Here is a 19,403-nt window from a genome sequence, read left to right on the forward strand (position 1 = left end):
TATTAGAAAGGGAAACCATTGATACAGGGGAGCGGAATGTCCTTTTATCCCATCAATTTTACACAGCAGGAAATAAAGACCCGGAAACCTGTGAATCGGAGCAGGCAGTCATCATGGCAGGCGGCCTGGACCGGATAGAGGCTGACGTTCTTTCTGCATTTGATTACGTGGCTCTTGGCCATCTTCATGGTTCCCAAAAAGTAGGCAGGGCTTCGGTCCGGTACTGCGGGACACCCTATAAATATTCCGTCAGTGAGGAAAACCATAAAAAATCCATCACAATGGTGAATCTGGGGGAAAAGGGGGAAGAGCCGGAACTGGAATTTCTCCCCCTTCATGGAATCCAGGATGTAAGGCGGGAAAGAGGAAGCTTATCTGAAATCCTTAAAAGGGCGACGGAAGAAAACCGCCATGATTTTGTCAGCGTTACCCTTACCGATGAAGAGGATCCTTACCGTGTCAGAGAGCGTTTGGAAGAGGTTTTCGATCATTTGCTGGAGCTTCGGGTGGACAATGAGCGGACCAGGAAAAAACGGATGGAAGAAGGAGAGACGGTGCCGGTCCTTAGGCCATTGGAGGCATTCCGGCAGTTTTACAAGACGGTAAGAGGGGGAGAGATGACAAAAGAGGAAGAAAAGGCCATGGAACGGATCGTCCAGGAAGCAAAGGAGGAAGAAGGATTATGAAGCCATTGCAGTTGACCATGTCCGCCTTTGGTTCTTATGGGGGAAAGGAAGCCGTGGATTTTGAGAAAATCGGCCATGGCATTTTCCTCATTACCGGAGATACGGGGGCAGGAAAAACCACTGTTTTTGATGCGGTGGCATTTGCCCTGTTCGGGGAAACCAGCGGACAGAAGCGGGAGCCTTCCATGATGCGCAGCCAGTATGCGGCAGAAGACCAGGAAACCTATGTTTCCCTGAAATTTTCCCAGGACGGGGAAGCATATGAAATTATCAGAAGTCCTGCCTATACAAGGATCAGCAAACGAAAGAATAAAAACGGGGAATATACCACTGTCCCGGTTCCGGCAAAGGCCTCCCTTCTTTTGCCCGATGGGTCGGAATATGCAGGCAGCCTTCGGGATATTAATCAGAAGATCCAGGAAATCGTGGGCGTGGACCAGAACCAGTTCTCCCAAATCGCCATGATCGCCCAGGGAGATTATTTAAGACTCCTTCATGCCTCTTCCAAAGAGCGGAAAGAGATATTTTCCAGGATTTTCAACACCGGGATCTACAGCCGGATCCAGATGAAATTAAAAGAGAAGAACAACCAGCTTTATGACAGTCTGGAAGACAACCGCAAGATGTGCTTCCATGAGCTTGAAAATGTGGAGCTTTTAGAAGAAAGTCCTTATAAGGAACCATGGCAGGAGCTTTTAGGTTTTAAGGAAACAAGGACGGAAGAGATCCAGAACCTGTTAGGCTCCATCCTGGAAGAGATAAAGGAAAAGGAACAAAAGCTTTCTGAGGAACGGGATCATAAAGGAAAGCTTCTTTCCCAGGTGGAAGGGCAGTTGAGCCGGGCCCAGGAGGTAAACCGCCTTTTTGACGGCCTTATGCAGGCAAAGGCTCATCTGGAGCTTTTGGAAGCCAGGAAGGAACAATGGCTGGAGCTGACGGAGCGGTTAAAGGAAGCCGTCCGGGCGGAAAAGGCAAATGGCCCGGAGGCCCAGTATGTGGATAAAAAGAAAGAATATGAAGCGGCCATAAAGAGAGCCGGGCAGCTTGAAAAAGAGCTGGAGGACATAACCCTTGCCCTTTCTTCTGCGGAAAAAGAGGCAAAGGAAACCAGAGAGGCTTCTGCAGGTGAGGTGCCGGAACTGTCGGTTCTCATTGCCCGGCTGCAGGAAGCCATGCCCCTTTACCAGCGATGGAAGGCAGTAGAAAAGACTTCTGCTGAAAAGAAACGGGAGGAAGCGGAAGGGGAGAAATGCCTTCGCAACATTGAAACAGAACTGTCCCGGCTAAAGGCCCGGCTGTCAGCAAACGAAACAAGGCAGGAGCAGGCGGAGAAGAAGGCAGGGAATCTGCCGGATATAAGGCAGAAGAAAACAGAACTTTTGGAGCGGCAGCAGGCCATGGAAACTCTTGAGAGGGCGGTCAGGGAAGAGGAAGCGGCAGGCGTAAGAAAAGGAAGATGCCAGGAAGCAGCTTTATTGGCCCAGGGAGAATATGAACGGGCAGAAAGGCATTACAATGCCAGGTTTCAGGAATTTCTGGCATTGCAGGCCGGAATTATGGCCAGAGAGCTGACAGAGGGAAAGCCCTGTCCTGTCTGCGGTTCCATTCATCATCCCGTGAAAGCGGAACTGACAGAGGGCGCTGTTACCCAGGAAGAGGTGGAACAGGCAAAGGCGGCCAGAAACCAGGCGGAGGAACGGCGTTCCCAAACCGCCCAGGCGGCAGTCAGGGCGTTGGAAGCTTCCGCCAGAAGAAGGAGCTGCTGGAAGAGGAGGAAAAAAAGTGGTTTAAGGCCACCTTCCCTCAGGAACAGCTGAAAGCTCTTATGTCTGATGAAAGGAATCGGGCCGGCACACTTCTTAAGGAAGCAGAGAAGGAAGAACAGGAGGCTTTGGAAGCGGACAGCCTCTTAAAGAGGATCCTGGAAGAAAGAAAAGCGGACCGGAACAGACTTGAGGAGCTGGAGCTTGAAAAAGAAAAGGCCATGAAAGACTGGCAGCAGAAACAGGTGAATAAGGCAGCCGTTCTGGCAGAGGCAGATCACGTGAAGAACCTTCTGCCATATCCTGAAGAAGAGAAGGCTGTAAGAGAGCTGGAACGCTTCCAAAAGAGGAAGGAAGAGCTTTTAGGGGCAGAGGAGCAGGCGGATAAACGATACCGGAATATTTTGGAAAAAGAAAAGGAAGAAAAGGGACGTTTGGCTTCGGAAAAGGAAAACCGGGAGATGCGGAGGCTTGCCATGGAACAGGCGTATCAAGCCTTTCAGTCTGCTTTGAATACCCTGGGATTTTCAGGGGAAGAGAATTACCGCAGGGCAAGGCAGACGCCGGAAACCTTAAAGCAGTGGGACCAGGAAACCGGGAATTACGAAAAGGAACTGTTAAAGGCCCGCACCGTTTGCAGCCAGTATGAGGAGCAGACAAAGGGGCGTGAACGGATAGAAACGGAGCAGTGGAAGGAACAGGCCGAGTCTCTTAAGGAGGAGCAGAAACAGTTACAGGCTAAAGAAGCCAGGGTCACAGCGATTGGCAGCAGGGCTTTTCAGGCGGCCGAAAATTTGGGACGGATGTGGAAGGAGAGAGAACAGCTGGAAGAAACGTACCGGCTGTATCACACCTTATTCCAGACAGCCAATGGGAAAATGGCCGGTACTGCCAGCCTGGATTTTCAGACCTATGTCCAGAGACAGTATTTTAACCAGATGATCCATGCGGCCAACAAACGGCTGGATGTCATGACAGACGGTCAGTTCCTGCTTCAGTGCAGGGATTTAGAAACCCTTGGAAAACAGGGTGAGGTGGGCCTGGATCTGGATGTATACACCATGGCAACGGATAAAGTGCGGGATGTAAAGACCCTTTCCGGCGGAGAATCCTTTATGGCGGCTCTGGCCATGGCCCTTGGCATGGCGGATATCATTCAGAGCACGGCAGGAAATGTGAGCATGGATGCTCTTTTCATTGACGAAGGCTTTGGCTCTCTGGATGAAGAATCCAGGCTTAAATCGGTCCGCATCCTGCAGGAGCTGGCAGGGGAGAGACGGCTGATCGGAATCATTTCCCATGTGACGGAATTAAAGGAACAGATCGGAAAGAAGCTGGTGGTGAAAAAGACAGAAAAGGGAAGCCGGATTTTGTGGGATATGGATACCCTTCCCGGCGGTGTTTGACAGAAGACCAGGGGGAATTTCTGTATTTACCCAATGGGACAGTTCCAAAGAGGCAAATCCAATTGAATAATTAAAACCTTGACAGGAGAAGAGAAACCTGTATAATAAATTTGAAATGGGAATGAAGCGCTCCCATGATAGGAATATCAAAACCGCAATTTGCTGATGGCTTCTGTATATTTTGATTGAATATACAGGAACTGTCAGCTTTTTATTTGCGCGGGCAATGAACCCAATGAATAGGCTGGAATATTCATTGGGTGAATGCCGCGGCAGTTGTGAAAAACACACTTTGCGGGCTTTTCGCAGCTGCCAGTGTTTGAATTCGTATAAAAATGCAAAATATAAAGTGACCGAAGGTTTTACAGGTTGTCATGATCTCATGGAGGAATTGGTATATGCTGGAGAAGAAACTGATAAAGTACAAGGAATTACTGATCTTAGGGATTTGCGGAGTGGTGATCGGCGGAGTCGTGGGGATATTGGATACAGGCTTTGGCAAAGTTCTGCTTTATGTGACGGAATTACAGGAAAAATATTTTATTCCGCTGATTATTTTTCTTCCTGTGGCAGGAGCTTTGGCAGTCAGATTGTATCGCTGGGACGAAGGAAAATGCATAAAAGGAATGGGGTTGATTTTTCAGGTCGGCCATGGGGATGAAGACAGAATTCCTTTGCGGCTGATACCGATAACGGTTTTGAGTACCTGGATCACCCATTTATTCGGCGGAAGCGCCGGGCGGGAAGGGGTCGCCGTACAGATCGGAGCAACATTTTCCCATTGGGTCGGCCGTAAAATAAAGGTGAAAAATAACTCCAAGATCTTTTTGGTCACAGGTATGGCAGCAGGTTTTTCCGGTTTATTTGAAACGCCTATCGCAGCCTGCTTTTTTTGCACTGGAAGTTTTAACGGCAGGTACCCTGGAGTACTCTGCCCTGTTTCCCGCCATAGCCGCCTCCTTTACAGCCAGTACGGTATCAAAAGCACTGAAATTGGAAAAGTTCCATTATGACCTTGGTGTGAAGCTCCAGATGAATGCTCCATTTGTGGTGAAGCTGCTCCTGATAGGGATCCTGTTCGGTCTGGCAGGGTCATTGTTTGCATACGGTCTGGCTTTTATGAAAGGTAAGCTTGGGAAAATCTTCCAGGATCCGGTTAAAAAAGCAGCTATAGCCGGCACGTTTCTGGCAATCTTGTTTATTCTGCTTGGAATGGGAAGATATTCCGGGCTGGGAACGAATTTGATTTCAGCCGGTTTTCATGGAGGCCGTATCTACAGCTGGGACTGGATTTTAAAGCTTATTCTGACCATCATCACCATTGCGGCAGGGTTTCAGGGAGGAGAGGTCACACCGTTGTTTGCCATAGGAGCAAGCCTGGGGGCAGCCATTGCGGGAATCCTGGGGTTACCTGTTGAATTTGTTGCAGCAATGGGATATGCGGCGGTTTTCGGCAGTGCCACAAATACTCTTTTAGCGCCTGTTTTTATAGGTGCCGAGGTTTTCGGTTATTCCTATCTGCCATATTTTTTTGTGGTCTGCAGCATTGCGTATATATTTAATGGAAACAGATCCATTTATACGGCTCAAAAGAAATTATACAATATAAGACTTCTTGACAAATAATTCAATGGATGAAACGGGTATTTTGCTCTATAATGAATAGAGCCATGAAACAAGGATTAACACAAACAGAAAGGAAGATACCATGTTAAACTGCGAAAGAACCAGTGTAATGAACATAGAAAATGCCATTCGGGGTGCAAGAAATCCCATGAACAGCTGGGACCGTATGGACAGCGAATATAATGAAAAGGGAGAATACATCCTTGGACCCAATGATCTTGGCCTTGCTAAAAGGCTGAGAAAGGCTGGAAGCGATCACCGCAAATACATCCGACAGATCCTGGTGTCTGTGGATATTACGGCTCCCCTTTACTGGTGGAAAGAATACGATACCTACAAAGTTGCCACCGTGGCCAATTCCACCAGTACCATGCACAAGATCCACAGCAAGCCCTTTGAACTGGAAGACTTCAGCCATGACCATATGACAGAAGGGACGCTGGCTTTTATGGAAACCGTGGTGGCTGAATTGGAAAAGATCCGTCTCCGTTACATAGAGACCAAGAAAAAAAGAAGACTGGTACGATTTAATCCAGCTTCTTCCCTCCGGCTATAACCAGATGAGGACATGCACTTTAAATTACGAAACCCTGATCAACATCTATTTTGCAAGACGCAGCCACAAGCTGGAAGAATGGCATGCCTTATGCCGGTGGATCGAAACTCTTCCTTATGCAAAAGAACTGATCATTGGGGAAGAAGAATAAAGGAAAAGGAGGGGTTGACCTATGAATATCGTTGTTGCAGTGGATAAAAACTGGTCTATCGGCAATCAGGGCCAGCTTCTTGTTTCCATCCCAGAGGATAAAAAGCTGTTTCGGGAGGAAACTATGGGAAAGGTGATCGTCATGGGACGAAAGACCCTTGAGAGCCTTCCCGGTAAGCAGCCGCTCTATGGAAGAACCAACATCGTATTGACCAGTAACCCGGATTACAAAGTAAAGGGAGCGGTTGTCTGCCACAGCCTTTTGGAGGCCCTTGAAGAACTAAGCAAATATCCTGAAGAGGATTGTTTTGTTATAGGAGGGCAAAGCGTTTATGAGCAGTTTCTCCCATATTGTGATACGGCCCATGTGACTTATATTGACTATATGTACAGCGCTGATACCCATTTTCCCAATTTAGACCAGGATCCGACATGGGAAATGGTGGCGGAAAGCGACGAACAGACCTATTTTGATTTATGCTATACCTTCCGCATGTACCGGAGGAAAGGCTGAGAGTAAGGCGTTTTTCAGCCTTTCTTTTGTGAATCAACGGGATATACAGGCATATTCAGTTGATTCATCAGGATACAAAATCCGGTGAAAAATCGGCAAAATTCGACCGTATCTATAAATTTTTATTGATATTTTTTTAATAAATGTTGTCAGTACCCTTTAAAAATGGTAAGATGATACGAGTACTATTTCACCTGATCGTTGGGGAAGGCTATCAGGAAAGGTGTACAGGTATATTCACGAAGACATTAGGAGGATGAAGATGTATAAGATTTTAAAAGCAGAGATGTTAGCTGACAAGATCTATCTGATGGATGTGGAAGCACCTCGGATTGCCAAAGCCTGCCAGCCTGGAGAATTTGTTATTGTCAAGATGGATGAAAAAGGAGAGAGAATTCCCCTGACCATCTGTGATTATGATCGTGAGAAGGGCAGCATTACCATTGTATTCCAGACAGTAGGCGCAAGTACAGAAAAGATGGCTGTATTAAAGACCGGAGACAGCTTTGCAGACGTGGTAGGTCCTCTGGGCAATGCCTCAGAATTCGTACACGATGACATAGAAGAACTGAAGAAAAAGAAATATTTATTTGTAGCCGGAGGTGTGGGAACGGCCCCTGTTTATCCTCAGGTGAAATGGATGAGAGAACACGGCATTGAAGTGGATGTCATCATGGGAGCAAAAACCAAGGATTTATTGATTCTGGAAGATGCCATGAGAGAGCAGGCCGGAAATTTATATGTGACCACAGATGACGGATCCTATGAAAGAAAAGGCCTGGTAACTGAGGTAATCAAGGACCTGGTTCAGAACCAGGGGAATAAATACGATGTGTGCGTAGCGATCGGACCGATGATCATGATGAAGTTCGTCTGCCTTGTGACCAAGGAACTGGATATTCCTACCGTTGTCAGCTTAAACCCGGTCATGGTAGACGGAACCGGCATGTGCGGCGCCTGCCGTGTTACAGTTGGCGATGAAGTGAAATTTGCCTGCGTGGATGGACCGGAGTTTGACGGCCACCTGGTAAATTTTGACGAGGCCATGAAGCGCCAGATGATGTATAAATCTGAAGAAGGGCGCGCGGTTTTAAAAGAACGTGAAGGCGATACTCATCACGGCGGCTGCGGAATGTGTGGAGGTAACGAGTAATGGATGTATTAAAGAAAGTACCAGTAAGAGAACAGGACCCAAAAGTAAGAGCGACCAACTTTGAAGAGGTTTGTCTTGGATATAACGAAGAAGAAGCAAAAGAAGAAGCCAGCCGCTGCATTAACTGCAAGAATCCGAAATGCGTGGCAGGCTGCCCGGTATCCATTAATATTCCCGGATTTATTAAGGAAGTAGAAAACGGAAATCATGAGGAGGCTGCCAGGATCATTGCACAGTCCTCTGCACTTCCTGCAGTCTGCGGCCGGGTATGTCCTCAGGAGAGCCAGTGCGAAGGCAAGTGCATCCGCGGAATCAAGGGTGAACCCATTTCCATCGGAAAGCTGGAGCGTTTTGTGGCGGATTGGTCCAGAGAACATGGTTTCGTACCGGCTGCCCCGGAAAAGACCAATGGCAAGAAGGTGGCTGTCATCGGTTCCGGTCCTTCCGGATTGACCTGTGCCGGCGATCTGGCTAAACTGGGCTATGAGGTTACTATTTTTGAAGCTCTTCATGAGCCGGGCGGCGTATTGACCTACGGCATTCCTGAATTCCGTCTTCCAAAGGAAGGGGTAGTTCAGCCGGAGATTGACAACGTAAGAAAGCTTGGCGTTAAGATCGAGACCAATGTGATCATCGGCAAGTCCGTGACCATTGACGAGCTTTTGGATGAAGAAGGATTCCAGGCCGTATTCATCGGTTCCGGAGCAGGTCTTCCCATGTTTATGGGAATTCCGGGAGAGAACGCAAACGGCGTATGCTCTGCTAACGAATATTTAACCAGAAGCAACCTGATGAAGGCCTTCCGCAGTGATTATGATACTCCTATCGTAGCGGGCAGCAAGGTTGCAGTGGTAGGCGGTGGTAACGTTGCCATGGATGCTGCCAGAACGGCCCTTCGTCTTGGCGCAGAGGTACATGTTGTATATAGAAGAAGTGAGGCGGAGCTTCCTGCAAGAGCGGAAGAAGTTCACCATGCAAAGGAAGAAGGAATCATTTTCAATCTTTTATCCAACCCGGTAGAGATTCTCACCGATGAAAAAGGCTGGGTAAAAGGAATGAAATGCATCAAAATGGAGCTTGGCGAGCCGGATGCTTCCGGAAGAAGAAGACCTGTGGAGATAAAAGGATCTGAATTCATCATTGATGTGGATACCGTTATCATGTCCCTGGGCACTTCACCTAACCCACTTATATCAAATACAACAAAAGGACTGGATATCAATAAGCGCAAATGTATCATTGCTGAGGAATCGACTGGAAAGACCAGCAAGGAAGGCGTTTATGCAGGAGGAGATGCGGTAACAGGTGCTGCAACCGTTATTCTGGCTATGGAAGCCGGACGGGCTGGAGCAAGAGGGATTCATGAATATCTTTCCTCCCAGGAATAATCCAGATAGTCAAATATCCGCAGCATTCACCGGATACAGGAATGAACCATTCCTGCGTCTGGCTCATTGCCTGTAGAAATTAAGGGCCGCCATTTATTGGCGGTCCTTTTGAAAGGTTGTGATACATACTTTATGAACAAGAAAATTGATTTATTAAAAGGACACATTTTTACATCACTGACCGGCCTGGCCCTTCCGATCATGGTCACGGCCCTGGTTCAGATGGCCTATAGTCTGACAGATATGGCTGGATTGGTTTTGTCGGTTCTCCGGCTGTAGCGGCGGTCGGCGCAGGGGGAATGTACGTCTGGCTTTCCCAGGGCGTTGTCGCTCTGGCAAAGATGGGCGGCCAGGTAAAGGTAGCCCATTCTCTTGGAAAGGGCAACAAAGAGGAAGCGGCAATCTATGCTTCCGGTTCGATTCAGATGGGGCTTTTGTTTGCGCTGCTGTATGGCCTGGTAACATTTTTTGGGGCTAGGCCTTTGATCGGATTTTTCGGACTGAACGATGCTTCCGTTGCCTATAATGCCCAGGTCTACTTAAAGATCACCTGTGGTTTGATTATATTTTCCTATTTGAATTCGATTATTACCGGGATCATGACAGCTATGGGTGACAGCAGAACACCGCTGCTTGCTAACTTCATCGGCCTGGTTTTGAATATGATACTGGATCCTGTCCTGATCTTTGGAGTGGGTCCGCTGAAGGGTTCAGGAGTGGCGGGAGCGGCCATTGCCACGGTCATGGCCCAGGCAGTCGTCACCACAGTATTTCTCATTGCCATACGAAAGGACCAGGTGGTGTTTGATAAGGTGAAGGTACTCTGTAAGGTTCCCTGGGATTATATGAAAGCCATGATCCGGATCGGTTTCCCTGCCTCTGTTCAGAACTTTATCTATACCAGCATTTCCATGATCCTGACCCGGTTTGTGACCGGATTTGGAGATACAGCGGTGGCAGTGCTCCGGGTGGGCGGCCAGATCGAATCCATATCATGGATGACGGCAGATGGATTTGGGGCAGCCATTAATTCCTTTGTGGGACAAAATTACGGGGCCAGACAGTATGGAAGAGTGAAAAAAGGCTATTTTACGGCTACGGGAGTTATGTTTGTATGGGGATTGTTCTGCACGGTTCTTCTGATCGCCTTTCCGGAGCAAATATTCGGATTGTTCATCCATGAACCAGAGGTTATTCCCATGGGAGTGCGCTATCTGGTGATCCTGGGCATCTGCCAGATGTTCATGTGCATTGAACTGACAACAGTAGGGGCCCTCTCCGGCCTTGGCCGGACCCTTCTCTGCTCAGTCATCAGCGTTGTGTTTACTTCTGCCAGGATACCTCTTGCCATGGTGTTAAGCAGTACCTCCCTTGGGCTTGACGGAATCTGGTGGGCTTTCACGATTTCAAGCATCATCAAAGGAATTTTATTTTTTTATTTCTTTCCTTATTGTGTCGGGAAAACTGCCCAGGGATAAACACCTGGTCCAGGCGGAAACGGGTCTTGAACAGGCGGATTAAAAGAGAAATGGGCATTAGCCGTATTTTTACAGTAATAATGATCTGCGCACTACTGGGGAATAGAAGAGAATGAGGGTTAAAGAGGCCAATCATCCGGTTATTTCATAAATATATCAAAATTTAACAAAATAGTACTTGAATTTTACCATGATTATACGCTAACATATAAGGTAGAAAAAAAAGGGAAAAGGAACTGACGATGAAACGAAAAATACAGAATATGTATGAAAGAAACAGGAGAATGTTCAAAAAGCTTCTCTGCGGTCTGTTGGTAAGTGCAATGGTCTGCGGCCAGACTGTTCCCGCCTGGGCCACGTCAAAAGCGGAAAAAGAAAAAAACAGGAAGCGCAAAAAAAGCTGGAAGAGGCAAATAAAAAAGCCCAGGATGCAGAAAGCAAAAAGAGCGCTGCACAGAATCAGGTGTCAAAGCTGACCTCTGATCTGACTACTCTTTTGTCTGATATCAAGGTTCTGGAAAGTGATATGGCAAGCAAGGAAGCAGAGATCAAGCAGGCTGAGCTTGATTATGCAGAGGCTAAGAAAGATGAAGAAAAGCAGTACGTCTCCATGAAGAAGAGGATCCAGTACATGTATGAAAAGGGAGATACAGAATATCTGGATATTTTCCTTCAGGTGAAGAACATGTCTGACCTTCTTAATAAGGCGGAATACGTAGAAGGAATTTATACATACGATCGGGATATGCTGATAACCTTCCAGGAGACAAAGCAGAAGGTGGCCGATTATAAGTCAGACTTAGAAGAGGACAAGGCTGAGATGGAGGTCATGGAGTTAGAGTATAAGGAACAGCAGTCCGCACTTGAAACTCTGATCTCCACGAAGAAAAAAAGAAGTATCTAATTTTGACAGCCAGCTTGCACAGGCTAAGCAGGATGCGGCTGCTTATGCCAAGACGGTAGCAAAGAAGAATGAGGAGATCCGCAAGGCAAAAGAAGAGGAGGCCAGGAAGAAGGCAGCCGAAGAAGCCAGGAAAAAGGCGGAGGAAGAGGCCAGAAGGAAGGCTGCGGCAAACACCAGCTCGAAACCCAAGTCCTCTAATGCCAACAACAAGTACACCGGTCCATCTGCAGCCAAGAGCAATGGCGGAACAGCGGAAGGCCGTGCGGTCGCAGATTACGGACTTCAGTTTGTGGGGAACCCCTATGTATTTGGAGGAACCAGCCTGACCAATGGTGCAGACTGCTCCGGATTTGTACAGGCTATTTACAGGCATTTCGGGTATTCTCTTCCAAGAAGCTCTTCGGAGCAGCGCTCTGCTGGCCGGGAGGTATCCTATTCCGAGGCCCAGCCGGGAGATCTTATCTGCTATGCAGGCCATATCGGGATCTATATCGGTAATGGACAAATTGTTCATGCCAGTTCTCCGGCAACGGGAATTAAGGTGGGAACAGCTACTTACAGGACGATCCTTTCCGTAAGAAGAATTTTATAGGGCATCCGGAAACAGGGGGGATAATCATATCCCCCCTGTTTCCTTAAAAAAGGCTTGCGGAATTCGACATTATATGAGAAAATGTAATCAAGTATGATGTGATATATTTAACAAAGTACTGTTCACAATTATTACTTATTCGAAAGGAGTTTTAACATGATTTATTCACAGGAAGTAGAAGAGATGTGCACAGTGGCACAGGGCGTTCATCACGGCGCTGCTCCAATCCCAGAAGAAGCAAAATGGGTAAAATCTAGAGAAGTTAAAGATATCTCCGGTCTGACACATGGCGTTGGCTGGTGTGCTCCTCAGCAGGGTGCATGCAAGTTGACTCTTAACGTAAAAGAGGGTATTATTCAGGAAGCATTAGTAGAGACAATCGGCTGCTCCGGTATGACACACTCCGCTGCTATGGCAGCAGAGATCCTGCCAGGACTTACCGTTTTAGAAGCATTAAATACAGACCTTGTTTGTGACGCTATCAACACCGCTATGAGAGAATTATTCTTACAGATCGCATATGGCAGAACACAGAGTGCATTTTCTGAGGATGGACTTCCGGTAGGTGCGGGACTGGAAGATTTAGGAAAGGGTCTCCGTTCACAGGTTGGTACCATGTACGGAACATTAAAGAAAGGTCCTCGTTACTTAGAGATGGCGGAAGGCTATGTAACCGGTATTGCTCTCGATGAAGAAGACCAGATCATTGGCTATCAGTTCGTAAGCCTTGGAAAGATGACTGACTTCATCAAGAAGGGTGATGATCCGAATACTGCTTGGGAAAAGGCAAAGGGACAGTACGGACGCGTTGCCGAAGCTGCTAAGATCATTGACCCAAGACATGAATAATCGGTTTGGCACAAGCCTGTCGGTTACCGGTTATCAAAGCGAAGATATTTGGCCAATAATAAGGAGGACAAGATAATGGCATTATTTGAATCATATGAAAGAAGAATTGACAAAATCAATTCTGTATTAAACAGCTATGGCATTGCTTCTATTGAAGAAGCTGAAAAGATTACAAAAGATGCAGGTCTGGATGTATACGAGCAGGTGAAGAAGATTCAGCTATCTGCTTTGAAAATGCCTGTTGGGCTTACATCGTTGGCGCAGCAATTGCAATCAAGAAGGACTGCAGAAAAGCGGCTGACGCAGCAGCAGCGATTGGAGAAGGTCTTCAGGCTTTCTGTATTCCAGGTTCCGTTGCCGACCAGCGTAAAGTAGGTCTGGGACATGGTAACTTAGGAAAGATGCTTCTGGAAGAAGATACTGATTGCTTCTGCTTTTTAGCAGGCCATGAGTCTTTTGCAGCAGCAGAAGGCGCAATTGGTATTGCTGAGAAGGCAAACAAGGTTCGTCAGAAACCATTAAGAGTTATTTTAAATGGTTTAGGAAAGGATGCAGCTCAGATCATTTCCAGAATCAATGGATTTACATATGTTGAAACAGAGATGGATTATTACACAGGCGAAGTAAAAGAGCTTTGGAGAAAGTCCTACTCAGAAGGCTTAAGAGCAAAGGTTAACTGCTACGGCGCAAACGATGTAACAGAAGGCGTTGCAGTTATGTGGAAGGAAGGCGTTGACGTTTCCATCACAGGAAACTCCACCAACCCAACCAGATTCCAGCATCCGGTAGCAGGAACCTATAAGAAGGAATGTACAGAGAAGGGCAAAAAAAATACTTCTCCGTAGCATCCGGCGGCGGTACAGGACGTACCCTTCATCCGGATAATATGGCAGCAGGTCCTGCTTCCTACGGTATGACTGATACCATGGGACGTATGCATTCTGATGCCCAGTTCGCAGGTTCTTCTTCCGTTCCGGCTCACGTGGAAATGATGGGTCTGATCGGTATGGGTAATAACCCAATGGTTGGAGCTACCGTGGCTGTGGCTGTAGGAATCGAAGAGAGTGCAAGAGACGGTAAATTTTAATAAAATGCTGATGGAATAAGGATTTTTGAAGAATATAAAAATGTCTGGTGGCTGGAACAATAAAGTTTGCTATCCCTATTATGCTTAAACTTGACATTTTATCAGATTTGATATAATATGAGGTTAGCAGAGAAATGAAAGTGTGTGTACTGTGACACAAAGCGATACCCCAGAAAGCGGCAACTTTCTGGGGTATCTTTTTCCTTATAGGGTGGAGTAACCCAGGCTAGCTGCTGTTACTTTTTTCTGTCTAACCATTTACCAATATAGTAGCAGAATATACCGGCCACGACAGAAATGAGAAATGAAAGTATGTATTGCACTGTGTCACCTCCTTCCTGCTGGAAAGAGTCAACAGCAATTTAATTATATCTTCTTAATAAAGTGTTGTCTATGGTATTGTAGATTAAAAATTATGGAGAGTTATGAGCAGCAATCAGTGTGGCAGAGAGCCCGTCCATAGCATACAAACACCCTGGAATTCTTTGAAAATCAAGCCTTAACAGTTTCTGTTGAAGAAAGTGCAAGGAAGGTAAATTCTAAGGAATACCCTGATCTTACAAGAACCTTATTTTTAGAAAAGAGGAGTCGCTTTGCCGGTTCTTCTTTTTGATTATTAGAATATCCGGTCAGGAGGAAACGGTATGACCAATGAAAGAATTATAGAAATCGCAATGAACCAGTCTGCAATTGATGCAAACTGTCAGCCCGGAGATTTTTGTACCAGTGAAAATAAGGTTATGATTTCAGCTCAAAATGCAAATGCCAGAAAATATCTGGAATTGCCATTATATTGTAATTTAATCTCTTATGGAAACAATATTGTTGCATCGGTGGTCCAGGAGATTGCCGAATTTGTTAAAGAATATATCAATAAATATCCTGTTATTAATTGTTTTGAAACGCCCAACCTCCACATCCTGAACGACGAGCTTCAGGAGAAGGGAATGAGAATCTGCTTTATGGCCGAATACTTTCTCCCAGATTTAAATATCCTTGCCCCCATAGACTGCGGTTATGAAATCAGGATTTTGCAGCCAGAGGAGTTTCAGGATTTCTATACTCCCCAGTGGAGCAATGCGTTGTGTGAAAAGCGGAAGCATCTGGACGTTTTAGCAGCGGCCGTTTATGACAATGGGAAACTGGCAGGGCTGGCGGGCTGCTCCGCTGACTGCGATACCATGTGGCAGATCGGTATTGATGTTCTGCCGGAATACCGGAGGAAGGGAATTGCCAGCGCTTTGACCAGCCGCCTGGCTTTGGAGGTTTTAGACAGGGGAAAAGTCCCCTTTTACTGCACCGCCTGGTCCAATATCAAATCGGTCCGGAATGCCATAAAAAGCGGCTTTAAGCCGGCCTGGGTCGAGGTGACTGCTAAAAGTATGGATTCTGTCGCAGAAATGAACCAGTAACTTTTTTTATGAGAAACAAAAATGCCCGGAGGGTAAAAGAAAACCTTCAAACAGATAATCTTAAAAATCATCGGTTTGAAGGTTTTTTAAAACAGCAATAAAAATAATTTGAATTTGATAATCCGGACCGTCCATATTAAGACTCAGCGTTGATGCACGCTTTATAACGTTCGTCCGCCGCCTCCCAGCTTACCACATGGAACCAGTCTTCTATGTATGCGGCCCTGTCGTTGAACCGCTTCAAAAAAATAGGCGTGTTCCCAGCAGTCGATACCTGCAATCACACAAAGTCCATCTGAGATAGGGGAATTCTGGTTTGGTGTTGTTACGAACTTAAGCCTTGTGTTGGAGTCCACTACCAGCCATGCATATCCGGAACCGAACACAGACAGCGCGTATTTTTGAATTCATCAAAAAACTGTTCCACTGATCCAAAACTATCCTGAATGGCAGGATATAATGTTTCGGCCTGGGACCTGGTCATGGAATTGGTCATTCCGGCAAAATAAATAATGTGGTTATAGACTCCCCCTCCATTATTGATGATGCCCTGACGGGCTTCCGCAGGAAGGCTTTCCGTATCGGACAGCAGCTCCTCCAAAGACATGTTTTGCAACTGGGGATATTCCCTAAGGATCCCATTAAGATTTGCAACATACCGCTGCTGAAGCCTGTCATGGTGCAGATACATGGTTTGGGTGTCAATGTAGGGTTCCAGTGCATCGTATGGATACGGCAGCGGCATATTTACAAAGGGATAATGTTCATTCATGGTTAATGTCCTCGCTATTAATTTGTATATATATATTCAAAACTTAAGGATATATGATGGATAAGCAGGAGCTTGGGAAAGAAATCCATATAGGCTTTGTTATAGGTTTTATTTATAACCAGGTCATAATAATATCTATTAACACTTAGCCGTGAAACAAGGTATAATACCTACTAAGAAGATATGAAATAAATAAACAATATATCATTTAGGAGGAAATTCATATGGCTAAGAAGACAAGAACTGAGAGAAATTTTAAATTTGAAACATTACAATTACATGTTGGACAGGAGCAGGCGGATCCGGTCACTGATGCGAGAGCAGTTCCCATTTACCAGACCTCCTCCTATGTGTTCCATAACTGCGATCATGCTGCGGCGAGATTCAACCTGTCAGACGCAGGCAACATTTATGGAAGGCTGACAAATCCCACCCAGGATGTATTTGAGCGCAGGATTGCAGCCCTGGAAGGCGGAGCCGCAGCCCTGGCAGTGGCTTCCGGTGCGGCCGCAGTTACATATTCCATTGAAAATATTGCAAAAAACGGAGATCATATCGTAGCGGCCAAGAATATCTATGGCGGCACCTATAATCTGCTGGAGCATACCCTGCCTGAATACGGGATTAAAACGACCTTTGTGGATCCCTTTGATTACGAAGCCTTTGAAAAAGCCATTCAGGAGAATACAAAGCTGGTATTCATTGAGACTCTTGGCAATCCCAATTCCGACGTGGTTGATATTGAAAAGCTGGCAGGCATCGCCCATGCACATAAAATCCCGTTGATTGTAGACAATACCTTTGCAACTCCTTATCTGGTGAGACCCATTGAATACGGAGCAGATATTGTAGTCCATTCCGCCACAAAATTTATCGGAGCCATGGAACATCCATTGGCGGTGTCATCATTGACGGCGGAACATTCGACTGGGAGGCTTCCGGAAAGTTCTCTTCCCTTACAGAACCGAACCCAAGCTACCATGGAATCAGCTTTACCAGGGCAGTAGGAGCGGCAGCTTATGTAACAAAGATCCGCGCAATTTTACTTAGGGATACAGGAGCAGCTCTTTCTCCCTTCCATGCGTTTTTCTTCCTCCAGGGCTTAGAAACCTTATCCCTTCGTGTAGAGCGCCATGTGGAAAATGCGCTGAAAGTGGCCAGGTATTTAAAGGATCATCCTCAGGTGGAAAAGGTGCACCATCCTTCCATTTCAGAGGATCCGGAGCAGCAGGAATTATACGGCAAGTATTTCCCTAATGGCGGAGGTTCCATATTTACCTTTGAAATCAAGGGAGATGCCAGGAAAGCAAAAGACTTTATTGACCAGCTGGAATTATTCTCCCTGTTAGCCAACGTAGCCGATGTAAAATCATTAGTCATTCATCCGGCGTCCACGACCCATTCCCAGATGACGGAAGAGGAATTGGAAAAGTCAGGAATCAGGCCCAACACCATCCGGTTATCCATTGGAACGGAACATGCGGCTGACATCATAGAGGATTTGGAAGAAGCATTTAAGGCGGTTCAGTAACCGTTAAGTTTAACAGGATTAAAACAGGCTGCCATGTTCCTATGGCAGCCCTTTGAGTACGATATGAAGGGAAATAATATCCTTCGGGTATCCCTTAAACCCCCAAAACGGGGTGGGTTCTGCCCTAAAAGAGTGGACAAGAATTAGAAAAGGAGAAACCATGACATTACAGCAGCTTCGTTATGCCATATGCATTGCAAACCAAAAATCCATAAACAAGGCAGCTGCCGAGCTGTTTATTACCCAGCCCAGCCTGTCAAGTACCATCCGGGATCTGGAAGAAGAGATTGGCCTTAAGCTGTTTCTGCGCTCAAACCGGGGAATCGTGATCACCCCGGAAGGAGAGGAGTTCCTTGGATATGCCAGACAAATGCTGGAGCAGTACCGCCAGATGGAAGAACGGTTCGTAAAAAAAGGAAAAATTTAAAAAGAAATTCAGCGTTTCCATGCAGCATTATACCTTTGCCGTTCAGCCTTTATTCATATGGCAAAGGAATTTGGGATGGATGATTACGAGTTTGCCGTTCATGAGACCAAAACCTTTGAAGTCATCGAAAATGTAAGGAACCAGAAAAGCGAATTAGGAATCCTGTACTTAAATGATTTCAACCAGAAAGCCATAAAAAAAATTCTATACGATAACGGGCTGGAGTTTGTGGAATTATTTCAGTGCGGGATTTATGTTTTTCTGTGGAAAGGCAATCCACTGGCAGAAAAAGAGCGGATTGAATTCGAAGATTTAAAGAATTATCCCTGCCTGTCCTTTGAGCAGGGAAACAATAATTCCTTTTATCTGGCAGAGGAAGTGTTCAGCACTTATGAATATAAGCAGATCATAAAGGCAGATGACAGGGCCACGCTTTTAAACCTCATGGTAGGATTAAACGGCTATACCCTGTGCTCCGGGATTATTTGTGAAGATTTAAACGGAAATGAATACAGGGCAATTCCTCTTAATACCGATGATAAAATGAAAATCGGTTATATAAAAAAGAAGAAAATGCCCTTAAGTATCCTTGGAGAAAAATATATTGCGGAACTGAAACAGTATGAAAAAGAAGTGCTCTGATGAGCTAAATATAGTACTCAGGAGATTCCTGACGCCTGTCAAGAATGTCCTGTAAGGTAATGCTGTTTAAATAATTTTCAATGACTTCTGCCAGCCCCTGCCAGATGGGAAGAGTCAGACAGTCCGCCTGCCTGGAGCATACATTGGGGTCATTGTCCATGCAGCTGACAGGATTTAAGCTGCCTTCTGAGCTGAGTAATATATCTCCGATGGTTATCTGAGAGGGATGTCTTGCCAGCTTATAACCCCCCATGTGGCCCCGGTAAGTAGTGAGCAGATTGCTGCGGTTTAAAAAAAGGAACGATCTGTTCCAGATATTTTTTTTGAGATGCTCTGCCTTTCGGAAATGTCCTTTAAGGCAATGAACTCCTCGTTATAATGCTCGGCTAAATCAATCATCATCCGAAGAGAATAGCGGCCGCGAGTCGATATTTTCATAGTATACCACCTTACAAAACTATTTTGTG

21 protein-coding genes, 3 pseudogenes and 1 riboswitch are annotated in these 19,403 nt (G+C 46.1%); of the genes and pseudogenes, 19 read left to right on the plus strand and 5 right to left on the minus strand.

Annotation, left to right across the window (positions count from 1 at the left end):
* Positions 1 to 113 precede the first annotated feature (113 nt).
* From JCM10519_RS31980 to JCM10519_RS32000, 12 genes and pseudogenes are all read left to right on the plus strand, one after another.
* Positions 114 to 686: an exonuclease SbcCD subunit D C-terminal domain-containing protein gene (locus tag JCM10519_RS31980; protein WP_347844793.1), complete on the plus strand. Its 573-nt coding sequence runs from the start codon at positions 114 to 116 to the stop codon at positions 684 to 686.
* Entirely contained in the window at positions 683 to 2,503 is a 1,821-nt protein-coding gene (locus tag JCM10519_RS19165) for an AAA family ATPase (RefSeq protein WP_054741175.1), read from the plus strand. The genes JCM10519_RS31980 and JCM10519_RS19165 overlap by 4 nt, the downstream gene beginning before the upstream one ends.
* 8 nt (positions 2,504 to 2,511) lie before the next feature.
* Positions 2,512 to 3,855, plus strand: a complete 1,344-nt coding sequence (locus tag JCM10519_RS19170) for an SbcC/MukB-like Walker B domain-containing protein (protein WP_054741177.1) — start codon at positions 2,512 to 2,514, stop codon at positions 3,853 to 3,855.
* Positions 3,856 to 3,963: 108 nt separating this feature from the next.
* A riboswitch (Fluoride riboswitch) is annotated at positions 3,964 to 4,037 on the plus strand.
* 216 nt (positions 4,038 to 4,253) lie between these two features.
* Positions 4,254 to 4,868 (plus strand): chloride channel protein, encoded by a 615-nt coding sequence (locus JCM10519_RS31985; protein ID WP_347844794.1) that lies wholly within the window; start codon positions 4,254 to 4,256, stop codon positions 4,866 to 4,868.
* On the plus strand, positions 4,792 to 5,481 hold the full coding sequence (locus JCM10519_RS31990) for a chloride channel protein (RefSeq protein ID WP_347844827.1): 690 nt from the start codon (positions 4,792 to 4,794) through the stop codon (positions 5,479 to 5,481). Before JCM10519_RS31985 ends, JCM10519_RS31990 begins: the two co-directional genes overlap by 77 nt.
* A gap of 82 nt (positions 5,482 to 5,563) precedes the next feature.
* A pseudogene (locus JCM10519_RS19180) lies at positions 5,564 to 6,188 on the plus strand (hypothetical protein).
* Between the two features lie 21 nt (positions 6,189 to 6,209).
* The gene (locus JCM10519_RS19185) at positions 6,210 to 6,701 is read left to right on the plus strand and encodes a dihydrofolate reductase (protein WP_054741180.1); all 492 of its coding nucleotides are present in this window, start codon (positions 6,210 to 6,212) and stop codon (positions 6,699 to 6,701) included.
* 262 nt (positions 6,702 to 6,963) lie between these two features.
* Positions 6,964 to 7,854 (plus strand): sulfide/dihydroorotate dehydrogenase-like FAD/NAD-binding protein, encoded by an 891-nt coding sequence (locus JCM10519_RS19190; protein WP_054741181.1) that lies wholly within the window; start codon positions 6,964 to 6,966, stop codon positions 7,852 to 7,854.
* A complete protein-coding gene (gene gltA / locus JCM10519_RS19195; RefSeq protein WP_054741183.1) occupies positions 7,854 to 9,242 on the plus strand; it encodes an NADPH-dependent glutamate synthase in 1,389 nt (462 codons plus the stop codon). The genes JCM10519_RS19190 and gltA overlap by 1 nt, the downstream gene beginning before the upstream one ends.
* Positions 9,243 to 9,374: 132 nt before the next feature.
* Positions 9,375 to 9,521, plus strand: coding sequence for a hypothetical protein (locus JCM10519_RS31995; RefSeq protein WP_347844795.1), 147 nt, complete (start codon positions 9,375 to 9,377; stop codon positions 9,519 to 9,521).
* 20 nt (positions 9,522 to 9,541) lie between these two features.
* Positions 9,542 to 10,720, plus strand: a complete 1,179-nt coding sequence (locus tag JCM10519_RS19200) for an MATE family efflux transporter (protein WP_347844796.1) — start codon at positions 9,542 to 9,544, stop codon at positions 10,718 to 10,720.
* 463 nt (positions 10,721 to 11,183) lie between these two features.
* A complete protein-coding gene (locus JCM10519_RS32000; protein WP_347844797.1) occupies positions 11,184 to 11,624 on the plus strand; it encodes a hypothetical protein in 441 nt (146 codons plus the stop codon).
* 42 nt (positions 11,625 to 11,666) lie between these two features.
* Here the strand turns inward: JCM10519_RS32000 and JCM10519_RS32005 are convergent, their stop codons facing one another.
* Positions 11,667 to 11,828 carry a hypothetical protein gene (locus tag JCM10519_RS32005; RefSeq protein ID WP_347844798.1) on the minus strand — a complete coding sequence of 54 codons (162 nt, stop codon included), beginning with the start codon at positions 11,826 to 11,828 and terminating at the stop codon, positions 11,667 to 11,669.
* 85 nt (positions 11,829 to 11,913) lie between these two features.
* Here JCM10519_RS32005 and JCM10519_RS32010 point away from each other — a divergent pair, with 85 nt between their 5' ends.
* From JCM10519_RS32010 to JCM10519_RS19220, 4 genes and pseudogenes are all read left to right on the plus strand, one after another.
* The gene (locus JCM10519_RS32010) at positions 11,914 to 12,216 is read left to right on the plus strand and encodes a C40 family peptidase (RefSeq protein WP_347844799.1); all 303 of its coding nucleotides are present in this window, start codon (positions 11,914 to 11,916) and stop codon (positions 12,214 to 12,216) included.
* 156 nt (positions 12,217 to 12,372) lie between these two features.
* Complete coding sequence (locus JCM10519_RS19210; protein ID WP_013273550.1) at positions 12,373 to 13,065, plus strand: nitrogen-fixing protein NifU; 693 nt, start codon at positions 12,373 to 12,375, stop codon at positions 13,063 to 13,065.
* Between the two features lie 75 nt (positions 13,066 to 13,140).
* Positions 13,141 to 14,152 (plus strand): annotated as a pseudogene (locus JCM10519_RS19215) (GGGtGRT protein).
* A 644-nt stretch (positions 14,153 to 14,796) separates the two neighbouring features.
* Complete coding sequence (locus tag JCM10519_RS19220) at positions 14,797 to 15,564, plus strand: GNAT family N-acetyltransferase (RefSeq protein ID WP_054741185.1); 768 nt, start codon at positions 14,797 to 14,799, stop codon at positions 15,562 to 15,564.
* A 161-nt stretch (positions 15,565 to 15,725) separates the two neighbouring features.
* Here the strand turns inward: JCM10519_RS19220 and JCM10519_RS32015 are convergent, their stop codons facing one another.
* Together JCM10519_RS32015 and JCM10519_RS19225 are read right to left on the minus strand one after the other, a co-directional pair.
* Positions 15,726 to 15,920, minus strand: coding sequence for a Fe-Mn family superoxide dismutase (locus tag JCM10519_RS32015; RefSeq protein ID WP_347844800.1), 195 nt, complete (start codon positions 15,918 to 15,920; stop codon positions 15,726 to 15,728).
* Complete coding sequence (locus JCM10519_RS19225; RefSeq protein WP_347844801.1) at positions 15,920 to 16,336, minus strand: hypothetical protein; 417 nt, start codon at positions 16,334 to 16,336, stop codon at positions 15,920 to 15,922. Before JCM10519_RS19225 ends, JCM10519_RS32015 begins: the two co-directional genes overlap by 1 nt.
* A gap of 224 nt (positions 16,337 to 16,560) precedes the next feature.
* Here JCM10519_RS19225 and JCM10519_RS19230 point away from each other — a divergent pair.
* The 3 genes and pseudogenes from JCM10519_RS19230 to JCM10519_RS32025 all read left to right on the plus strand — a co-directional run bounded on the left by JCM10519_RS19230 (position 16,561) and on the right by JCM10519_RS32025 (position 18,936).
* Positions 16,561 to 17,867, plus strand: a pseudogene (locus tag JCM10519_RS19230) (O-acetylhomoserine aminocarboxypropyltransferase/cysteine synthase family protein).
* Between the two features lie 160 nt (positions 17,868 to 18,027).
* A complete protein-coding gene (locus tag JCM10519_RS32020) occupies positions 18,028 to 18,294 on the plus strand; it encodes a LysR family transcriptional regulator (RefSeq protein WP_347844802.1) in 267 nt (88 codons plus the stop codon).
* A 75-nt stretch (positions 18,295 to 18,369) separates the two neighbouring features.
* Positions 18,370 to 18,936 (plus strand): LysR family transcriptional regulator substrate-binding protein, encoded by a 567-nt coding sequence (locus tag JCM10519_RS32025; protein ID WP_347844803.1) that lies wholly within the window; start codon positions 18,370 to 18,372, stop codon positions 18,934 to 18,936.
* 4 nt (positions 18,937 to 18,940) lie between these two features.
* On the opposite strand, the gene JCM10519_RS19240 is transcribed toward JCM10519_RS32025, so the two are convergent.
* Together JCM10519_RS19240 and JCM10519_RS32030 are read right to left on the minus strand one after the other, a co-directional pair.
* The gene (locus JCM10519_RS19240) at positions 18,941 to 19,252 is read right to left on the minus strand and encodes an Rrf2 family transcriptional regulator (protein ID WP_347844828.1); all 312 of its coding nucleotides are present in this window, start codon (positions 19,250 to 19,252) and stop codon (positions 18,941 to 18,943) included.
* Positions 19,225 to 19,374 carry an Rrf2 family transcriptional regulator gene (locus tag JCM10519_RS32030; protein ID WP_347844804.1) on the minus strand — a complete coding sequence of 50 codons (150 nt, stop codon included), beginning with the start codon at positions 19,372 to 19,374 and terminating at the stop codon, positions 19,225 to 19,227. Before JCM10519_RS32030 ends, JCM10519_RS19240 begins: the two co-directional genes overlap by 28 nt.
* Between the last annotated feature and the right edge of the window lie 29 nt (positions 19,375 to 19,403).

The sequence above is a fragment of the Clostridium sp. NkU-1 genome, assembly GCA_001312405.1.